General features: G+C 44.0%; 11 protein-coding genes. 3 read left to right on the top strand and 8 right to left on the bottom strand.

The window, feature by feature from the left end; all coding sequences use genetic code 11:
- The first annotated feature begins 27 nt into the window (after positions 1–27).
- Together QUA54_RS15460 and QUA54_RS15455 are read left to right on the top strand one after the other, a co-directional pair.
- Positions 28–225, top strand: a complete 198-nt coding sequence (locus QUA54_RS15460) for a hypothetical protein (protein WP_333415314.1) — start codon at positions 28–30, stop codon at positions 223–225.
- Complete coding sequence (locus tag QUA54_RS15455; protein ID WP_333415313.1) at positions 209–538, top strand: type II toxin-antitoxin system PemK/MazF family toxin; 330 nt, start codon at positions 209–211, stop codon at positions 536–538. The genes QUA54_RS15460 and QUA54_RS15455 overlap by 17 nt, the downstream gene beginning before the upstream one ends.
- A 105-nt stretch (positions 539–643) precedes the next feature.
- On the opposite strand, the gene QUA54_RS15450 is transcribed toward QUA54_RS15455, so the two are convergent.
- From QUA54_RS15450 to QUA54_RS15420, 7 genes are all read right to left on the bottom strand, one after another.
- On the bottom strand, positions 644–1,693 hold the full coding sequence (locus QUA54_RS15450; RefSeq protein WP_333415312.1) for an AbiJ-related protein: 1,050 nt from the start codon (positions 1,691–1,693) through the stop codon (positions 644–646).
- A 462-nt stretch (positions 1,694–2,155) separates the two neighbouring features.
- The gene (locus QUA54_RS15445) at positions 2,156–8,902 is read right to left on the bottom strand and encodes an O-linked N-acetylglucosamine transferase family protein (RefSeq protein WP_333415311.1); all 6,747 of its coding nucleotides are present in this window, start codon (positions 8,900–8,902) and stop codon (positions 2,156–2,158) included.
- Positions 8,903–8,929: 27 nt separating this feature from the next.
- Positions 8,930–9,802: a GDP-mannose 4,6-dehydratase gene (locus tag QUA54_RS15440; RefSeq protein ID WP_333415310.1), complete on the bottom strand. Its 873-nt coding sequence runs from the start codon at positions 9,800–9,802 to the stop codon at positions 8,930–8,932.
- The gene (locus QUA54_RS15435; protein ID WP_333415309.1) at positions 9,799–12,333 is read right to left on the bottom strand and encodes a methyltransferase domain-containing protein; all 2,535 of its coding nucleotides are present in this window, start codon (positions 12,331–12,333) and stop codon (positions 9,799–9,801) included. The genes QUA54_RS15440 and QUA54_RS15435 overlap by 4 nt, the downstream gene beginning before the upstream one ends.
- Before the next feature lie 36 nt (positions 12,334–12,369).
- On the bottom strand, positions 12,370–13,629 hold the full coding sequence (locus QUA54_RS15430) for a class I SAM-dependent methyltransferase (RefSeq protein ID WP_333415308.1): 1,260 nt from the start codon (positions 13,627–13,629) through the stop codon (positions 12,370–12,372).
- A 16-nt stretch (positions 13,630–13,645) separates the two neighbouring features.
- Positions 13,646–14,101 carry a hypothetical protein gene (locus QUA54_RS15425; RefSeq protein WP_333415307.1) on the bottom strand — a complete coding sequence of 152 codons (456 nt, stop codon included), beginning with the start codon at positions 14,099–14,101 and terminating at the stop codon, positions 13,646–13,648.
- Positions 14,102–14,449: 348 nt separating this feature from the next.
- A complete protein-coding gene (locus tag QUA54_RS15420; RefSeq protein ID WP_333415306.1) occupies positions 14,450–14,929 on the bottom strand; it encodes a hypothetical protein in 480 nt (159 codons plus the stop codon).
- A 196-nt stretch (positions 14,930–15,125) separates the two neighbouring features.
- Between QUA54_RS15420 and ftsH3 the strand changes: the two genes are divergently transcribed.
- Entirely contained in the window at positions 15,126–16,964 is a 1,839-nt protein-coding gene (ftsH3, locus tag QUA54_RS15415; RefSeq protein ID WP_172187434.1) for an ATP-dependent zinc metalloprotease FtsH3, read from the top strand.
- 376 nt (positions 16,965–17,340) lie between these two features.
- Here the strand turns inward: ftsH3 and QUA54_RS15410 are convergent, their stop codons facing one another.
- Positions 17,341–18,189, bottom strand: a complete 849-nt coding sequence (locus QUA54_RS15410) for a DUF1206 domain-containing protein (protein ID WP_333415305.1) — start codon at positions 18,187–18,189, stop codon at positions 17,341–17,343.
- Positions 18,190–18,659 lie beyond the last annotated feature (470 nt).

The raw sequence follows: 18,659 nt of genomic DNA, 5'->3' as shown, positions 1-18,659 counted from the left end.
GCATAAAGCACAGTTTATGAGGTGGATATGCTGAAAACACTTTGGGCTACTGTTCGACAAGGGAAAATAGAATTGCTGGAGTTATCAGAGTTACCCGAAGGGGCCAAAGTATTAGTAACACTCTTACCTGATGAAGAAGCTGAGTTTTGGCTTCAAGCGAGTCAAACATCATTAGATAGAGTTTGGGACAATACTGAGGATGACGTGTATGCCCAGCTCCTCTAAAAATGACATAATTTTAGTTAGATATCCCTTTTCAGACTTGTCTAGTTCTAAGGTAAGACCAGCAATTGTTGTGAGTGCGCCGCACGTATCTCAAGACATTATGATTGTGCCATTGACAAGCAAAACTGCATCCTTACTTGAGGGTGAGTTCGTAGTTGCTGAATGGTCAACAGCAGGGTTAAATGTGGCTACAGCAGTCAAGCGAGGTTTGTATACAGTGCATGAAAGCTTGGTTGTAACGACGCTTGGCAAATTAGCGGATTCTGATGCTGAGCGACTTGACCAATCTCTTCGAGGTTGGTTAGGGTTGTAGTGCAGCCATACAGTATTATACTTCCTGTTTGTGGGGTTTCGCATAAGGAGGGCGATCGTTTATTATTTGATACTCTCAACCTCTATTGTGTTACTTGCGTAAGTCCTAAAGTAATCCATGTCGCACAAAAAGTTTGCGAAAAAATTCTTCTACAAGTTGCTTTCCGGGATCTCCTTGTAGCTCGTAACCACCAAAACGATACACTTCATATCCGCTCAACTTTAATTCACGATCGGCTGCAACCATCTCAGCATAGAGCCGAGGACTTGCTGTGTCGTCGTTATTTGCATAATGCTGCTTACCATCAACTTCAATAACCACGCGCTGTGAGCTAGGTAATAGTAAGAGAAAATCCATACGCTGTCGGGGTAGCACTTTCTGCCCATTGCGCTCACGAACTGTGTAGGGGTCATAGTGCAAATAAATTTGAGGGATTAAAGCTGGTGGTTCCTGCATCAATGGATGGATTCTTTCAAAATAGCTATTAAACAATAAACGTTCAGGCTCAGACTCAAGTGAGTCACATAATCGCTCACGTAAAGCTTTATCCGTTTCACTACTAATAGGATCTGTGTTAGTGCGTGCTGCCCACCATTGGACTAAATTAGACCAGGATAAACCTGATGATGGTACTGATTCTTCATAAAATAAGCGGTTTTTTTCATTTCCAGTAATCCCAATATCATTATTCACAGCATCAAGCAATACAATCTTTGGCTTAGGCCCCTTTGAAGCAAATATCAAATTCTTAACTCGACTAGGTACACCTCCTTGTAGCCTAGTAGCTTTATAAACTGGACAGCCAGACATCTGCTCTGTTGGATTTAGTCGATATCCATCATGGACTAAGTATGAATTGATGAGCTCAGCGTACTCCGCTTGAGTCTCAGAATCTCGAACAATAGGGTGTATTACCTGCTCTAGAAATTTTAAAAAACGCTGATCTGGTAATTGAAGAATATCAAGACACGTGAAGAATAAATACTCTTCATCCCAATCATAGTTATTTACCATGTGTTGCCAGATATCACGAGAGGGCATTTCTGACAATTTCCAAGTCCGCTCTAAAAAATCCAAAAGTTGAAGCTTACCATAGATGTTCTTTGGTAAGAGAGCTTCAATAATATTTCGTCTAGTTAGTTCTGTAATCAGCATAATTCTAGCGAGTGAATTTACAAAATATTTTATTATAACAAGTATAAAAAACAGCTATCTATTTAAAAAAATTATACAATACTTGGAAAAGTCTGTTTTACGATTAGCATCCTTACTGTTTGAGCGCTGAGGAGTGCCGTTAATCCCGCCATGAACTATTGCATTTAGGGTGGCCAGTGGAGCCCACTGACGATACCCCAGAGGAGTAGAATTACCAGCGTTGCCTTGAGCAGGCGATCGCCATAAATACTGACATCATTACTTGATCGGTAAGTGCTGGTTCGCACTGTATTCGCTACACCCTTGCCACCGTTAATCATTAATTAGAGATATTTTACCAGTAAACCCGAGACAAACAGCGGCGCGATCGCACTTTTTCAAGCAACAGCAAGCTCGATCGCCCTTGAATCCTATTTCGATATCTTGTCGGGCGAGCCGCTGCCCGCCCTACGCGAGATCCGTTTACTTCACAGCCAGCTCGATCGCACCCCCAACCAACTGCTCGTAATCCGCCAACAACCACGGAGGCAAACAAGTATTCGCATCCTGAAGCCGCAACTGTCCAGCGCGACAATACAGCATCGCCACCAACAAATTATTTACAGCTTTAGGCGCTCCAAACCCTTTACCCAACTCAGCAACCAACGAGTTAAAAAACTCGCGATCGCTCTCATTCAGCGGCTCGTTAATAAACCCGCTGCCCAGCAGTGCTTTGTAACCATTGCCAAAATCGCTCCGGTACAAAAGTTCCAGTTGTTCGCCGGAAACGCTCAGCCACAAATCGGCAATTTGCTTGCGAATATGCCGCAAATCTGCTATTACCAATTCAGCCGTCGGGTCGATTTCATAAAGATTGACGGCAGCAGTTAATTGATTGAGAAACTGCGGCAGATAATCTTGTTTGACAACTGTTTGTTCGATTGTCGCAAATGCGCTTTCAAACACCTTTTCGTAATCTTCAAGCAACCACTGCGGCAAGCGGGTGCGAGCATCGGGAACCCGCATTTTTCCCGGAACAAAATACAGCATCGCCCCCAGCAGAGCATTGATAGCTTGAGGCTGCACCAACCCTTTGCTAGTTTCGGTCAATTGCTGCAAAAATTTTTGTTCGGCTTCAGTCATTGATTCTGCTTGCAAGCCGCAGCTAAGTAGTTCTTGATATCCCTTGCGAACGTCTCCTCGGTAAAAACTTTCAAGTTTTTCTGAAGGAACAGTCAGCCAAAAATCAGCCAGTTGCTTTCGGATTTGGCGGAGTTCCAAAACTACCGATTCGTCTGACGAATCTATGCGGTAAAGATTGACGCATCCTAACAGTTGGTTCGCAAATTGTGGCGATTGAATGTATTGAGCTAGCAAATCAGAAGTTGACTCAGAGTTGACGGCAGCTTCCGTCTCAAAAACTTGTTCGTAATCCGCAATTAACCAGTGCGGCAAACGGTTGCGAGCGTCGGGAATTCGCATGGTTCCCGGTGGGAAATACAGCATCGCACCCAGTAGAGCATTGATAGCTTTCGGATGCACTAATCCTTTGCTAATCTGGGTTAATTCCTGCAAAAATATTTGTTCGCTTTCCATCATCGGTTGATGTTGGAAGCCACTCTTGAGCAGGATTTGATAGCTGTTACCTGAAGCGCTTTTGTAGGCGGTTTCGAGGTTTTCGGCGGGAACGTTCAGCCAAAAATCAGCGATTTGTTTGCGGATTTGACGCAGTTCGGATATTGCTGAGATGTTTGATGAGTTTCTTTGGTAAAGCTTGACGGCATTCGAGAGAATCTCGCCCAAATCTGCCTGCTTGGGAATGCTATCCTGTAAGCTGCGGGATGCTTCCTGGTGGCTGGTTTGCCATTTGCCAAAGAGTTCTTGGAATAATTTGCCGATCGCCCCAGAGTATGCAACACTGTCAAAACAGCGCGGATTGCCTTGCATTTTTTGCTGAATTTCCTGCCGTTTTTGCTGCCGCAATTGCGGGTTAGTGCCGAGGGTAACGGCTAGCTGAATGTAAGATGCTTCGTCATACGCAATTAAATCAGACATTTGCAGTTCCCGCAGCATCGCCGAACCTTGGCGGAACCGCAAAGCATTTCCTTCCACAACCACCGCCGGCAATCCTACTTGCAAAGGGTCAATTAACGATGTTGCCCCAGCGTAAGGGTAGGAATCGAGATAAACATCTGCTAGCTGCAAAAATTCTTTGACATCCGCGCGGCTTGGCAGTTGTTTTACGAACCGCAAGCGGTTGTTATTCACGCCGTATTTAGCGCAGACAGCGTTCATATTGTTAACAAAAGGTGTCGCTGGATAAGTGCGAGTCCAAGCCGGCCCGAAGGGATATAAAATCAATATGGAATCGGGTACAGCAGCTATAATCTTTACCCAACTCTCCCTCAATTCAGGCAGAATTTTATAGAAGTTCGCGCCGGAGATAAAAACTGTTGTTTTGTCGGAAATTCCGAGACTTTGGCGCGTAGGTTTGACTGTAGCTACTTCCGACTCTGTTGCGTATTTGAAACAAAAACCGCTGCCTTCGAGAACAGCCAACTGTTCGCGATATTGTTCTTGATAACTAGCATCCGGTGCGGTAAATTGACCGGCGATGTAGTAATCCATGTGCCGGATTCCGGTGGTTGTCGGGGAACAGAAAGAGGTAGTTTGTACCCGCGCTAAACGGTGCATTGCTAGTGAAGTCAGCGGTTTGTTAATAGCTGTTAAATTCGTACCTAAAAACAGGATATCTAAGTCGTCGGCGCGAATTGTTTGGACTTGCGATGCAAAGTCTTTGGGGAGTGCAACCAGTTTGTCGGCCCGACTTTGACAGTATTGTTCTAATTGGTGGCCGCTGGTGTTGAGCGCGTACAGGTAAATCTCGAACTGGTCGCGGTTTAAATGCTCGAAAACCGGGATTGTAGCGAAGGTTTCGGTTTGCGGCGCGAAATGGTCGTTGATGATGCCGAGGCGGATTTTTGTCCGATTTGGCGATCGCGCCGGGAAGATACAATCAATTGAACAGCCGCGATTTTTGAGTGCAAACTCAATAATTTCCGCCCGTTTGGTGTAAATATCGCGCAGGTTTGCCGTGGTAAAGTACAGCGGGATAAAGTTTGCAACTTGCGAGAAAAATAAAGCTATATTTTGCCAAAGCTGGGAATCGGGATTTTTGAAGATATTGCTGTGGACGTAATCCACCCAGCCTTGGATGAATTGATAGTAACTGTCTGCTTCTCCTCGGGTTTGGAATAGGTTGGGACAAGTAAACATGAATTTGAGATATTCGTTGGCGAACCAATTAGGCAGTGTAGCGCGATCGTACTTGAGCGGCAATTGGTGGGCCCGACGGTACAGCATGGCTGCGAGCAGGTAATTGATGGCTTTTGGCTCGTTAAATCCTTTCGCCACATTGGCGGCTAATTCGCTGACAAAACTCTCTTCTGTATCGGTTAGCGCTTCATCTCTAATGTCGCTGTTTAGCAGTGCTTGATGCGCTTTTCCTATCTCGCCAGAATAAGCACTTACAAGTTGCTCTGCTAGTAAATTAAGCCAGATGTCAGCAATTTGTTTTCTCGCTTGGCGCACATTTGCTAATGCTGATGAGTCTGACTGATTACTTTGATATTGTCCAACAATGCTGATTAGGGAAGTCATAGACGCGGGTGCAGCAACAGATTTTTTAGCCGAAAGCTGAGTAGCTGCTATCAAAGCTGAGCTAACTTTTGTAGCCATTTCAGACCAAGAGAACTTTTTAACTTGTTCCAGACCAGCAGCAATTAATAATTGACGGCGGTCAAAGTTTTGAATTTCAATAAATGCCTTTGTCAGTCCATCAACATCCTCGCCGTTCACATATAAAGCTGCTTGACCCAATACTTCAGGAATGGAGCTATTTGGAGAGGTAATTACTGGGCACCCGCAGGCTATGGCTTCCAGCAAGGGCAACCCGAAACCTTCATATTTTGAGGTCTGAACTAATGCTAAAGCGCCCGAGTAAGCGCTTTGCAATTCATCGTCGCTCAGTTTTAGCAGGTGAACTGTGATGTCGGAAGTGTATGCTTGCAACTCTTTTTCTAATACCGAGTTACCGCCGACGCAGACAATCTCAAATAGATGTTTACTGCTAAATTGAGAGAAGGCTTTGAAGAAGAAAACGGCATTTTTATAACCGTTAAATCCGACGCGATCGCCAACCCAAAGAAAGTAAGGCTTTGAAATACCATATTTCGTTTTTAATTGGTTAACTTCTACCAAGGTCGAGGGTGAGAAAGTCCTATCAATTCCGCAATGAGCAACTGTTACCGACGCCTGAGAAATATCTGGAAAGTATTTTACTAAATCGCGGGCTGTATTTTCTGAAATTGCAACGTATGCAGAAGCATGGCGGATACCCTGATGTTTCTCTTTCCACATCGGGTTAGCTAGATTCGCTCCCATGACTTCTGGAATCATGTCATAAGCCATGAATACAGAGGGTGTCGAGCGCGGTGTAGTGTAGTAAGTAGAAATAAACAAATCCGCTTGTTCTTCATCGCAGATTTGCTGCAACATTTCGCGATCGCTTTCAGTATTACTATAGTCATAAGCTGCGACTTGCCGATAATTTATCCCGGCAATTTTGGGAGCAGTTCCATTGCGATCGAGCACTAGGATGTGCTGGCTGAAACTCTGACTGGCCCATTCTGTAATTAATGAATGCCAGACGCGGGTAATTCCAGAGTTGTGTAGCTGAAACATTACGCCGTCTATGATTATTTTGGGCGATTGCTTTTGCGTTTCTGAAGTTGGCTGTTGTTCAGATTCGCTTGAGAGGAAAACAGCGGGCAGCAAACTAATTACTTTTGACGAAGTGCTACATTTCAATCCTTCTCTAATCTGTGCGATCGCCGAATTTACATCCCCTTTAACAATCATTGAATGCGCCATTTTTAGAGCTTCTATCGCATAGTGTTCTTTCGCCTGATTAGATAATTGCTCAGCCATATTTGTGGGAAGGTAAGATTGGGAAATTTTAATAGCCTTGTGAGCGTCTGCAATGTTCCCCCCAGACTGCATTAAGCGAGAAGTTTCTGAGGCTGAGTGCAGCCGGAAACACGCTAAAATCTGAGGTTCGTACCAAACTTTACAATGACATGCAATTCTTTTCCACATCTCCCAGTCAGCAGCAGAAGCAGCTTGCCCCGAAAACCCACCCAATGTTTGGTAAACGCTGCGCTTGACAGCAATAGAAGCAAATTGAATCCTTTGCCTGACTGCAATTCGCTCAAAGAAGTTTTCTATAATCCCCGCTGTTTCCCGTTCAATTTCCGATAAAAATTGCTGATTTCCACCTTCATCTATATAGTAGTGGCGGCAGAAAGCAGCTCCTATATTTTGCTCTTTTTCTAATGCTGTTTGCAGACTCTTGTAAAATCCTGGCAAGACAATATCATCTTGATGCAGGATGTGAACCCAATTACCGCGAGCACGCTGGATGCAATCATTCCAGTTAGCAACTTGGCCCAGGTTGTGAGATTGCTTGTAGAAAGAAATTCTACCGTTGCCGACTCTCTTGACAATTTCCTCTACATCAGAATTCGCAGAGCAATCATCGACTACCTCTATCTGCATTTCGCGGGAGTTTGGAGCTTGTTCCAGAACGCTTTTGAGGGTTTGTTCCAGATAGTGATTTTTCGGGTTGTAAGTCGGTATTATTACTGACCAAAAAGGTGTGTAAGTGCTTGCCGATTCAGGAGCGATCGCAGAAACTGTAACTTTTTTACCCTCTTCCCAGTCCCCAACAAACTCTTGCAAAAACTTAGAATAATTTTCCGGGGTAATTTGCAAACTTCTATTTACATCTATCTTAGGGATTAACTCATTTTGTACAAAAGTTTTTAGCTGTGGATGCCAACCGTATCGCTCCGTAGTGTGCAAAACCGCTCGCGCCGCTTTAAGATACTGCCAGTTTTGCAGGAGAGCTTGACGAACCAGATTAAAATAGAAGTTAAAATTTAAGGGAATTTGCTGGTGAAATCGGCGTCGCGCTTCGGGAAATCCTTGCACAAGAGCAGTATAAGCACATTCAACTGCGTGTTCTACCGAGCAATCCGTCATTTCTAAAACTTGCTCTGATGACTGTTGCCAATATTCAAGATCGTGCGCGATCGAAGCATATACTGATGTAGATGCCAGCAACAACTGAATCATCGGTAACGGTTTAGCCCAATCTGTTAATACTGTCTGCGTTACGCCGCTAGAACAGCCAATTAAAAGACTGCAATATTTGCTTAACTCCGCATTTTCTCGCAGAGTCAACACGCTACCATCAATAATTCGTGCATCTGCTACTGGAATTTTCAGGTTAGACGAAAGAATAATGCTGCAATCCGGTAAGCGAGACAGCAGCGATTGAGCAACAGACAAAGCATATTCTGGCTTAACAAAAGATTGACTGCTACTGCCCGTACATTCAAATAAAATAACATGACTGCGTTTCAGCAAGTTGTGCTGCTCAGCAAAATTGCGGACTCTTTCAATCTCATCAGTTCGCAGGCGCAGAATATTCTGGATGGGAACAGTAATCGGTTTTGGATAGCTGCGAAAAAGAGATGCTTTAGTAGTTCCATCATAATTTTGATAGTTATTTGGACTCACCTGCGTCAAAAATACTTCATCAAATTCACCGCGATTAAGACGCTGCTGTACTTCTTTTTCCAACTCATACCAAGCTGCTACTATTTGCTGCCAATTATTGGCGGAAAATTCCCAAATTTCATCGACAAATGGATTCTCTTCAATTACACTCCGACACATAGATGAAATTGCCCAAGTTAAATGGCAATTTGGAAAATCATGCTTAATTTGCCGAGCCAAAGTGGTTGCATGAAGGCAATCACCATTTAAGCCAAGTTGTCCTAGCAATATTCGTTTGCCAGAAGACTGTTCAGAAGTAAAAAATCGTGACCAAGAACGTTCTGACTGCAAGCGCGGTATCTCAGTTTCTAAAGACTTCGCGCTTCCCTCCAGAACAATAAGTTGGTCAATGTAGGGATTGTTTTGCAGCGCCCTCTCACTTTCAGAAGTAGTGAACCATGTAATTATGCAGTTTGGTTCGCTGTTTTTTAGCTCTTGGGCTGTTTCCAGATAGGGCGATATTTCCTGGGGCTTAAAAACCGCAAAACCGTAATGTTTGTGCATAGGTGTATAGGGGTAAGAAGCTGGCTGAGATAATTGTTTCATCATTCAAATACCTAAAGTTAGAGCGTAATTTTATCTGGTCTCGATCATCATAACTGCGAGTTGTCGCAGGTCTATGTTTGGTTGCCAGTGCAGGCTGTACATTAGCGTGGGATTGGATACTAATCGCTTATATTCAGTCTGAAAATTCTCAGTCGGCTCTACATAGCGCGTCCAATCCAAACCGAGGTGCGAAAAGCAGACTTCTATCCAATCTTTTATGGAATGAGTTTTGCCGGAACCGATCGCTGCTTCAAAAATATTATCCTGCTCAATCAATGTCATTATAGCCTGTGCTACATCACCCGCAAATGTCCATTCTTTCTCTACAGAGATATCACCTATTTGCAGTTTTTCATCCGCACCCCGTAGAATCTGCTTAGCGGCGAGTACAATTTTTTGGCTGACATGATTGGGTTTTCTGAGAGGGCTTTCGTGATGGAATAAATATCCTACATAGGCTTTGATACCGAGACTTCTGTAAAATCTGGCTGCATAAACTGATTGAATGCGAGCAACTGCATAAGCACTGCTTGCTTCAAATGCAGTATCCTCAGAAATAGGATTGCCATCATTATAGAATTGAACACCACTACCTGTAATAAAAACTTTGGAGGTAGGGCTGTGTTTGTACACAGCCTCTAAAATATTTAGTGTACCAGTTGAAATTGCTGCATGATTTTCAAACAGCGCCTCGTGTCGCGTTGTTGATTTCGCAGCTAAGTGAAATATATAGGTTGGTTTGTATTCTTTTACGAACTCCTCAACCTGCTCGCAGTCAGATACATCGCCACGAATCCAATCTCCCGATCGCGATAAGCCTGTAGGTTTGATTCCTTTGGACTTGCACAACTCACTGAGATAATATCCGTCTTGTCCGTTAGCACCAAAAATAAGAGCGTTCACAGTTTATTTTTCTGAAAAACAAAGGTGGCAAATGTATAACGACATCCTTCATAGATAAAATCTGGATTCGGACAATCCCACTGCGGCACGTCAGGGAACACACAATTTTTCAATAAAGGAAGAAGTCGTTGTCGGAAGTCTTTCTGAGTGTAAAGGCGGAAGTCTACTGCCGGAATGCGATCGCCCGGTTTATACTGGTCATTGTAATCGCACGTTAAAATTCCAGTACCTCCGGGTGCCAGAAGTTCAGCGATTTGCACCATAAACAGTTCATCATTTTGGACGTGCTCAAGCACAGATGTTGAAAAAATAATATCATAACTGCCCTTGATAGTAGAGTGTTTCTGAAAATAGGTGTTGAGATCGCAATTGATCGCCGGATCGATTTCTTCCATAGGGTAGCCGAGCTTCTTCAATGCACCAGCAGCACTATCTTCATAGCTCCCAATACATAAAATTTTAGGAGCAGCAAACTTGGACGCAATTTTTTGCACAGTATCCACAATAAAAGCTTGCTGAATATTAGCTTCCGGTATTTTACGAGCCATCATCTCAGGAACCAGCGCAAATAACTGATTAATAATAGGTTGGTACTGCGATCGGGCAGCATCATCCAATATCAGATTCAATGATCTTACATTTGGAATACCAACATCTAAATACCTGTTGCTGTGCCACTTCTGTTGCTTCCCTAATACTTGAGCAAGCATACGCTCATAATCCAAAACGAAACTAGCTTCGCTCCACTCATTGTAAAACGGCACAAGCGGTGCAATACCGTTATCAACAATTTGTTTCAAACTTGAATCTTCAATACAAATTGAAGGCTTTGCCGAAATAATATGTCTGAACATATTGCTTTTTGTGATTGCAATAGGTCTCTTTACAGCCAGGGCGTGATCGATCGTACTCGATATACCACGATTATCATGTTTTTCATAGAAAAATGCGTTAACCGTATTTTGTGCAAGAAAATCAAGTAATTTTTCTTGACTGAGAAAGTCGTGACTCAAACTGAGTTTAATACCGGGCTTAACGATCGACTGCTGACATCGTTCTGCTATAGCAATTGCTTGACTGCCGTCAGCATCGCCAAAAGTCGCAAAGGGAATATGCAGCCTAATCAGTGCCTCGTCATACTCTTGCTGTACAGTGGCAATGACCTTCTCAAATCCTTTACCTTGCATTCCAAATCCAAAACTCCCAATAGTAGGGATCTCTGGTAATCTGTAATAATTCGTGTAGGGCTGTACAATTCTTCCCGTTTTAAAAACAATTGGATTCTTCAGTTGCAATGTAGGATCTGGCCCTATATGGTACTGAAAAAGTGTATTATTTGCTGCATCTGCTACTCGCTGGGTAACTTCGTGAATAATGCCAATGTGTGGTACATTGATGGATTGAAGTATTTTCTTATTAACCCAAGGTAATGTCGAGGAATAATAGTTGTAAATAATTGCTGAGGGTTTTACCTTGTTGACATTATCCAAAAACTCTTCATAACTTGAACATTCCGCATATATAAAAGAGTATTGAGTTGATTTTTTGAGCGCTTCAGCAATATTAAGACCGTACTCATGCACGCCGCATTGTTTTTCCTTGTGGGAGACAATCAAAATTTTATCTAGCAAGTTATCGTTGTCTTTGCTTGCTAGTGATTGGTGCAATTTTGACTCGCTCGCAGAAATAATATTTGCTGTCTTGGCTTCGCCTGTAGGTAAGCTAATATCTTCCGCAAGCTTGCCAAGCCATTTTTTGACTTCTTCATAATTTTTGGCATAAACCACCGGATTTTCCAAGTTATCCCAAAGCTTCTCTGGTAAATTCCAGCCAACAATACAGCGAGGTTTATATCGATTAATCTCCGTTTGGGAGGCGGCATTTATAGCACTTCCTTTCATCAACAAACCAATACATTTGTCTCCGACTTGCGACAAGTTTTTAAGGTTCATTCCGCTACAATCAACTATATTCGTAGCGGTAAATTTAGGAGAAGCTGAACAGTAAAAATTGAGGTGAGGGAAATCTGATAGTATTTGCTTCAGATGTTCGTTTAAATAAAAATAGTTTTGATTCGATAAAACTTCTCCGTTTTCTACCAAAATGCTGTTTTTTCTAACTTTTATTACCTTCTCGGGCTGCCCAAAGAAGGTAATCATGGGGATGTGAATCGGTATCGGCAGCAGATATTTATGATTTATATGCTGCTGATACATTTGACGATTAAAGGTATGAACGTTATTTTGGTAAGTCATACCGTAGAGCTTCAAAATATCATCAAAAACCCCAAACCACATATTGACAAATATGGCATCATCGGGGCAGTTTGGTGTTCGTTCTGTGCCTTTGTATTCGCTTCCTTGATACAGCGCGATCGGCAAATCTAAATCCTGCCAAAGATAAGTAGAGACTTCAGCGCACTCCAGGGTAACTTTCGCCCCAGGAAAATTAATTTTCACCGCCTGAATTACGGCTCTTGTCAAAATCACATCGCCGCTGTGAAAACTGTTATGAATGAAGAAATGTGCCATAGCTTTATCCTGTTGTGCGCTGTCTTGTTTCTTGACTTAGTATTTGATAATTTCCACGTTAGGCAAAGGGAAGATTAGACCAACACCCCTATTCAGTATTTCTTCCTCGCGCTTGAGAAATTCTTCCTTAAAATGCCACGGCAAGACTAAATAATAATCCGGCTTCATTCCCCTTGAATCCGCTTCGCTGACAATCGGAATGTCAGTACCGAGCGTATAAGCGCCGTATTTATCTGGATTTCTCTCCGCCGCTACATCTATAATGCGATTGTCAATTCCGCACCACTGCAAAATTGTATTGCCTTTAGTCGATGCACCGTAAATGTGAATGCTCTTACCTTCTTTTTTCAACATTTTTAGCAGCGAAACTAACTGCTCTTTATGCACGTTGATCCTGTCTTGAAAATTTTTGTAGGGTTTGTCGGTATCCAGTTCCATGTCAAATTCTGCCTGACGTAATAGCTTGATGCGCGTCACAGCTTCTTGTTTCTTGAAGGCAAAGTTGTCAAGATGCGTTGCATAACAGCGAATGCTACCGCCGTTGATGTCGTTAAGTACGGCATCTACTATTTTCAAGTCAGCTTGTTTCAGTATATATTCCAGCACTGCTAAACTGTAATATTCCAAATGCTCGTGACAAATTGTGTCGTAAGAATTCATCTTGAGCATGGATGGCATATAAGACATCTCAAAGACCCACAAACCACCAGGAGCAAGCGCTTTTTTGATTTCTTTGCAGAAGCTTACCGGATCTTCCAGGTCATAAAACATGGCGATTGACGTAATAATGTCAAATTTTTCGCCTTGTAAAACCTTGGTGAGTTCTTCTGAAGGAAAAATGTCTTGAATTGCAGTAATGTCTCCGGTTATTTCTTGAGCTACGTCTGACGGATCGACACCAAATTTGATAAAGTTTTGCGGATAGCACTTTAGTAAAGTGCCGTCATTACAGCCAATATCTAAAACACGAGCATTACTTTTGCCAATTAGGGATGCGGCTTCTTCAGTAATTCCCTGCAAGTGATTTCGCATGGTTGCGTTCGTGCCGGAACGATACCAGTAGGCAGAATATAAAACTTCCGGCGGAACCGTATGTTCCATCTGCAATAAACCGCAGGCTTTCTCATCTTTGGTGGGATCGCAACGCACTAGAGAAAGGGAAATTTTTCTCAGGGGCGGTTCTTCTTTGCCTGGTTTGACAAAGGAACCTTGCAAATACTGTTCGCCTAAATTAATGACTGGGGTGAGGGCTGAAGAACCGCATACCCGACAAGTTTTACGATGACCTAAGTGCATTGTTTTACCTCTAAAATTAGTTGTTTTTTTGAGAGCCTAGCTTTTCTACCAGTGCTTTGAAATTTCCATCTATTCCATCTATACACTTATTCCGTTCTAAGTTCAAGATCGCTAGCTGTTTGACAACTCGATCTTTTTCTGAGCCTGCCACTTTTTCAAACTCATAGACTTTTTCTTGTTCGTGCCACAAGTTGCAGTTAACGTGGGCGAGCTGCGAGAAGATTTCGCCTATGCTTCCAAGGACATCAGGCACATAATTGCCTTCTTTTTTATAAACTTTATTTGAGGCGAAAGTCAGGCGATCGATAGGAATTTGACTTGATATAGCAGCGCTAATAAATTCGTTCATTTCCTGCTGAAGCTGTTTTTCTTGAACAGCAAGGCTCTTGAGTCTGATTTCGTCTTCGCAATGCCACTGTTTCAATTTAACAATTGTCAATTTGTCGCAGAGAGAGCCAAGTGTTTCTGCCATAGGTCAAATGTGATTGGTTGAAAAGAATCTAACTGAGGATATTTGGCGATAGCTCGTTGTTTCTAAAGGAAGTTTCCGCACATCACGCTGTAACCCTCGCTCCTGCCTTAGCGCTCAGTCATACACTAAAGATTTTATCGTAGTTGTTACCGCCAAGCTACTAATATAGATCGTTTGCTAACAGACGAAAACCCATTTCGGTTGTTCCCATAATAGTCCATACTATTTTATACAACGTTTTTGCACGCACACAGGATTATTTTACATAGAAAATGCTGAGGATTGAGACATCCGATCGCAAGCAGCTTTAACATCACACTCTCTCGTTCAATAGACAAATTCAACGCTCTACTCGATCTCAGCCATAGGTAGACTAAGAGAGCGAGGATTGGGATATATTTGCAACCCTCTGGGATCGACAATCAAATCCAGCGCCTCCATCACAATAGCATCGAGTAAAGCATACTTTTTCCCAGGTGGGACGATTACTTCAAACCAACCTTTCCTACCGCACACTTCGACTTCAACCCCACCAATAATATCTTTTTCAGCAGTCTCTTCGTTAGCATACTTAACTATCTGCTTCCTCATCTTAGGGAAGTTAAACTGTTGTGCAGCAGTTGATTCTGGCAAAACTAGCATCGTCGCTCCTGTATGTACTTTTGCCTCCTGATCCACTATCTCGCTGTCAGTCAAAAAATTTCTAATTTTTAAGGTAGTGTAGGTAATTCCCATCGCTGTTGACTTCTGGGTTTTTACTAGATTAACTGAACATCGCCCGCCGATCGCCGAAAATCTTGTGGGCTGGGGGGCGCCAACTCTTGACAAAAATTATTTAATATTGTTGTAACGATAACAGCCAATTCACAGACCGATGAGAAGTTCGGTTGTCAGCACCTCAGACCGCCGCACCATGGCCGGGATTCCTCACCACACAAAAACAAGTTACAATTACGTTAAGATTGATGAACATAAATAAAAAATCCCAAATCGCAGGGACTAAAAATTAGGAGGATCGACCTCGGTGAATAAACGCTGGAGAAACGCTGGCCTGTACGCACTGCTGGCTATTGTAGTCATTGCCTTAGCAACGGCATTTTTTGACAAACAGCCCCCAAGTAGGGAAGTTTGGAAGTACAGTCAATTCATTCAGGAAGTCGAAGGCAAGAGAGTAGACAAAATAAATATCAGTTCTGACCGCAGCAAAGCTCTGGTTACAGCTCAGGACGGCAACAAGGTAATCGTTAACCTGCCGAACGACCCCGAACTGATCAACATCCTGACCAAAAACAACGTAGACATTTCCGTTCTGCCCCAAAGCGACGAAGGCTTTTGGGTAAAAGCCCTCAGCAGCCTGTTCTTCCCGATCCTGCTTTTGGTGGGACTGTTTTTCCTGGTGCGGCGCGCCCAAAACGGGCCCGGCAACCAAGCCATGAACTTCGGCAAATCCAAAGCTAGAGTCCAAATGGAGCCACAAACTCAGGTGACTTTCGGCGACGTAGCCGGCATCGAACAAGCCAAGCTAGAGCTCGCAGAAGTCGTGGACTTCCTGAAAAATGCAGACCGCTTCACCGCAGTCGGAGCAAAAATCCCCAAAGGCGTGCTGCTGGTCGGCCCTCCCGGAACTGGCAAAACCCTGCTCGCAAAAGCAGTTGCTGGAGAAGCTGGCGTTCCCTTCTTCTCGATTTCCGGTTCAGAATTTGTGGAAATGTTCGTGGGTGTCGGTGCTTCCCGCGTCCGCGACTTGTTTGAACAAGCTAAAACAAACGCTCCTTGTATCGTATTTATCGATGAAATTGACGCCGTAGGCCGCCAGCGGGGAGCTGGTTTGGGCGGTGGTAACGACGAACGGGAACAAACCCTGAACCAGTTGCTGACAGAAATGGACGGCTTTGAGGGCAATACTGGCATCATTTTGATTGCTGCCACAAACCGCCCCGACGTGCTAGATGCCGCGCTGCTGCGTCCGGGTCGCTTCGATCGCCAAGTTGTAGTCGATCGCCCCGACTTCTCAGGCCGCCTAGAAATTCTCAACGTTCACGCCCGCGGCAAAACTTTGTCGAAAGATGTGGACTTGGAGAAAATCGCCCGCCGCACTCCCGGTTTCACCGGTGCCGATTTGGCGAACTTGCTGAACGAAGCAGCAATTTTGGCCGCCCGCCGCAACTTGACCGAAGTCTCGATGGATGAAGTCAACGACGCGATCGACCGCGTGCTCGCCGGCCCGGAAAAGAAAGACCGCGTGATGAGCGAAAAGCGCAAAACCTTGGTAGCTTACCACGAAGCCGGTCACGCTTTAGTCGGTGCCTTGATGCCCGACTACGACCCGGTGCAGAAAATTAGCATTATCCCCCGCGGTCGCGCTGGCGGTTTGACTTGGTTCACACCGAGCGAAGATCGGATGGATTCTGGCTTGTATTCTCGCTCTTACTTGCAAAATCAAATGGCGGTAGCTTTGGGCGGCCGCATTGCTGAAGAGATTGTCTTCGGCGAGGAAGAAGTGACAACCGGTGCCTCGAACGACTTGCAGCAAGTGGCAAGAGTAGCGCGGCAAATGGTAACTCGCTTTGGAATGAGCGATCGGCTAGGCCCTGTAGCTCTCGGCCGCCAGCAAGGGAATATGTTCATGGGTCGCGATATCATGGCCGAACGGGATTTCTCCGAAGAAACCGCAGCGACGATCGATGATGAAGTGCGTTTGTTGGTAGAGCAAGCTTACCGTCGCGCTAAAGATGTACTCGTCGGCAACCGCCACGTCCTTAATGCTTTGGCAGATATGCTAGTTGAAAAGGAAACTGTGGATTCGGACGAATTGCAAAATTTGTTGGCTAATAGCGATGTGAAAATGGCAACTATTGCCTAATTGATTTTGGATTTTGGATTTTGGATTTGGGATTGAATCTAAAGTTTAAAATCGGTAATTGGGGTGATTCTGGGATTGTCTGGAATCGCCCCGATTTTTATTTAGGATTGGGGGCTGGTGATAAGTAAAAGGAAGAAGGAAGAAGGAAGAAGGAAGAAGGAAGAATACCTATCCAGTAAGCTTTTGGGGGATTTGGATGTTACGTTTAATTAAGTAGACTTACTTATCATATCAGATCGTGTCCGATTGATTACCATAATAAAAAACGGTTGGTAGTGCGGAGTTTAGTCCGCAGGTCGGAGCGGACTAAACTCCGCACTACCAACCATTCTTAGTGGGGATTTAATATAGTTTAACTGGAAAATTCACCAGTTTTTCAACGCACAATCTGTCGGTAACGAGCTTCGATCGCGGAGTATATGCCATAAGCAATCAAACCTAAAGCGACAATTCCCAACAGCCAAGAACCAAAAGGTTGTTGTGCCAAGATTGCTAGCGCTTCACCAAATCCTTTAGCTTGACTGGCATCCGATAGTTTGGCAGCTTGAATTAAGAAAATACCGATAATCACGAAAACAATACTGCGGGCAGCAATACCACATCGACCCAACCGCACTGCCCAAGTTTGCTCTGCCTGACTCATTTGACTGAGTTTTAAATGGCGGCGGAACTTAGCTTTATAAGATTGGTAGAGATTATAAAAACCGACACCAATAACAATTACTCCTGCCAATCCTACCAACCACCGTCCAAAAGGTTGTGCTAAAAATTGGGCCGTCCAATCTTCAGTTGCATTGCCGCTGTTACCACCAGAACCGATAATTAATTTGACAGCCGTCAGCGCCAAACCTGAATAAGCTAACGCACTAAAACCATAGCCAACGCGCTGGGCAATTCGCTTGGCATCCATTTTTTCACCAGCGTGTTCCGGGTCGAGAATCGTTTGAGCAATTTGCAAAAGAACGTACCCAATAATGCCAATTGTCACAAGAAACAGCAGGAATTTTCCGAAGGGTTGGGTGACAATTGTGCTTAAGGCACCGCTGCTATCTGTGGTTCTACCGCCAGCCCCAAAAGCTGCTTGGGCGGCTAGAAAACCGATAATAAAGTAAACCAAGCCTTTGGCGGCATATCCCAGTCTTGCCAGTCGCTCGAACCTAGAGTCAGAGGTGGCGCGTCGGACTGATTGTTTAATGTTATCAGTTGGTGAGTTGCGATCGGTCATATTTTTCTACAATAATTTAGACTGAGTTGGGTATTGTAAGTGCATCATACTAAATCCGTTGCGATCGCGTAGCGTGCCTGAGGCATATCGCTCACCTATTTTTGGTTATAGGACAAGCAAGATAGGGTTTTTTTTGGCGGATGTTGGTATAAATAGTTCTCCTATTATTAATTTCTGAAGTTCAGCAATTTGTGGCATCCCTCCAGGTAGGTAAATTAGTCAGAGCGATCGCAGTCGAATAGTATCTCTAGAGGATTACGGCAGGATGCGACTTGCTCGAATTCTTGTTAGTTATGATATGGCTTTCTGTTAAGCGCGATCGGTCTTGCTAAGACCACCGCCGCTACTGTCACGGCAATAAGCTCGATACACTAAGGTTGGTGGATTTTTGTACCTCCTAGCTAAAGGAATATTTGCAACTCGATTTCTAGCTCTCTGCGAAATTTTCCGCTGACCGAGAGTAATTAGGT

The sequence above is a fragment of the Microcoleus sp. MOSTC5 genome (assembly GCF_036701825.1).
GTDB classification, from domain to species: Bacteria; Cyanobacteriota; Cyanobacteriia; order Cyanobacteriales; family Microcoleaceae; genus Microcoleus; species Microcoleus asticus.
This window is presented reverse-complemented; position numbering and strand designations above follow the sequence as displayed.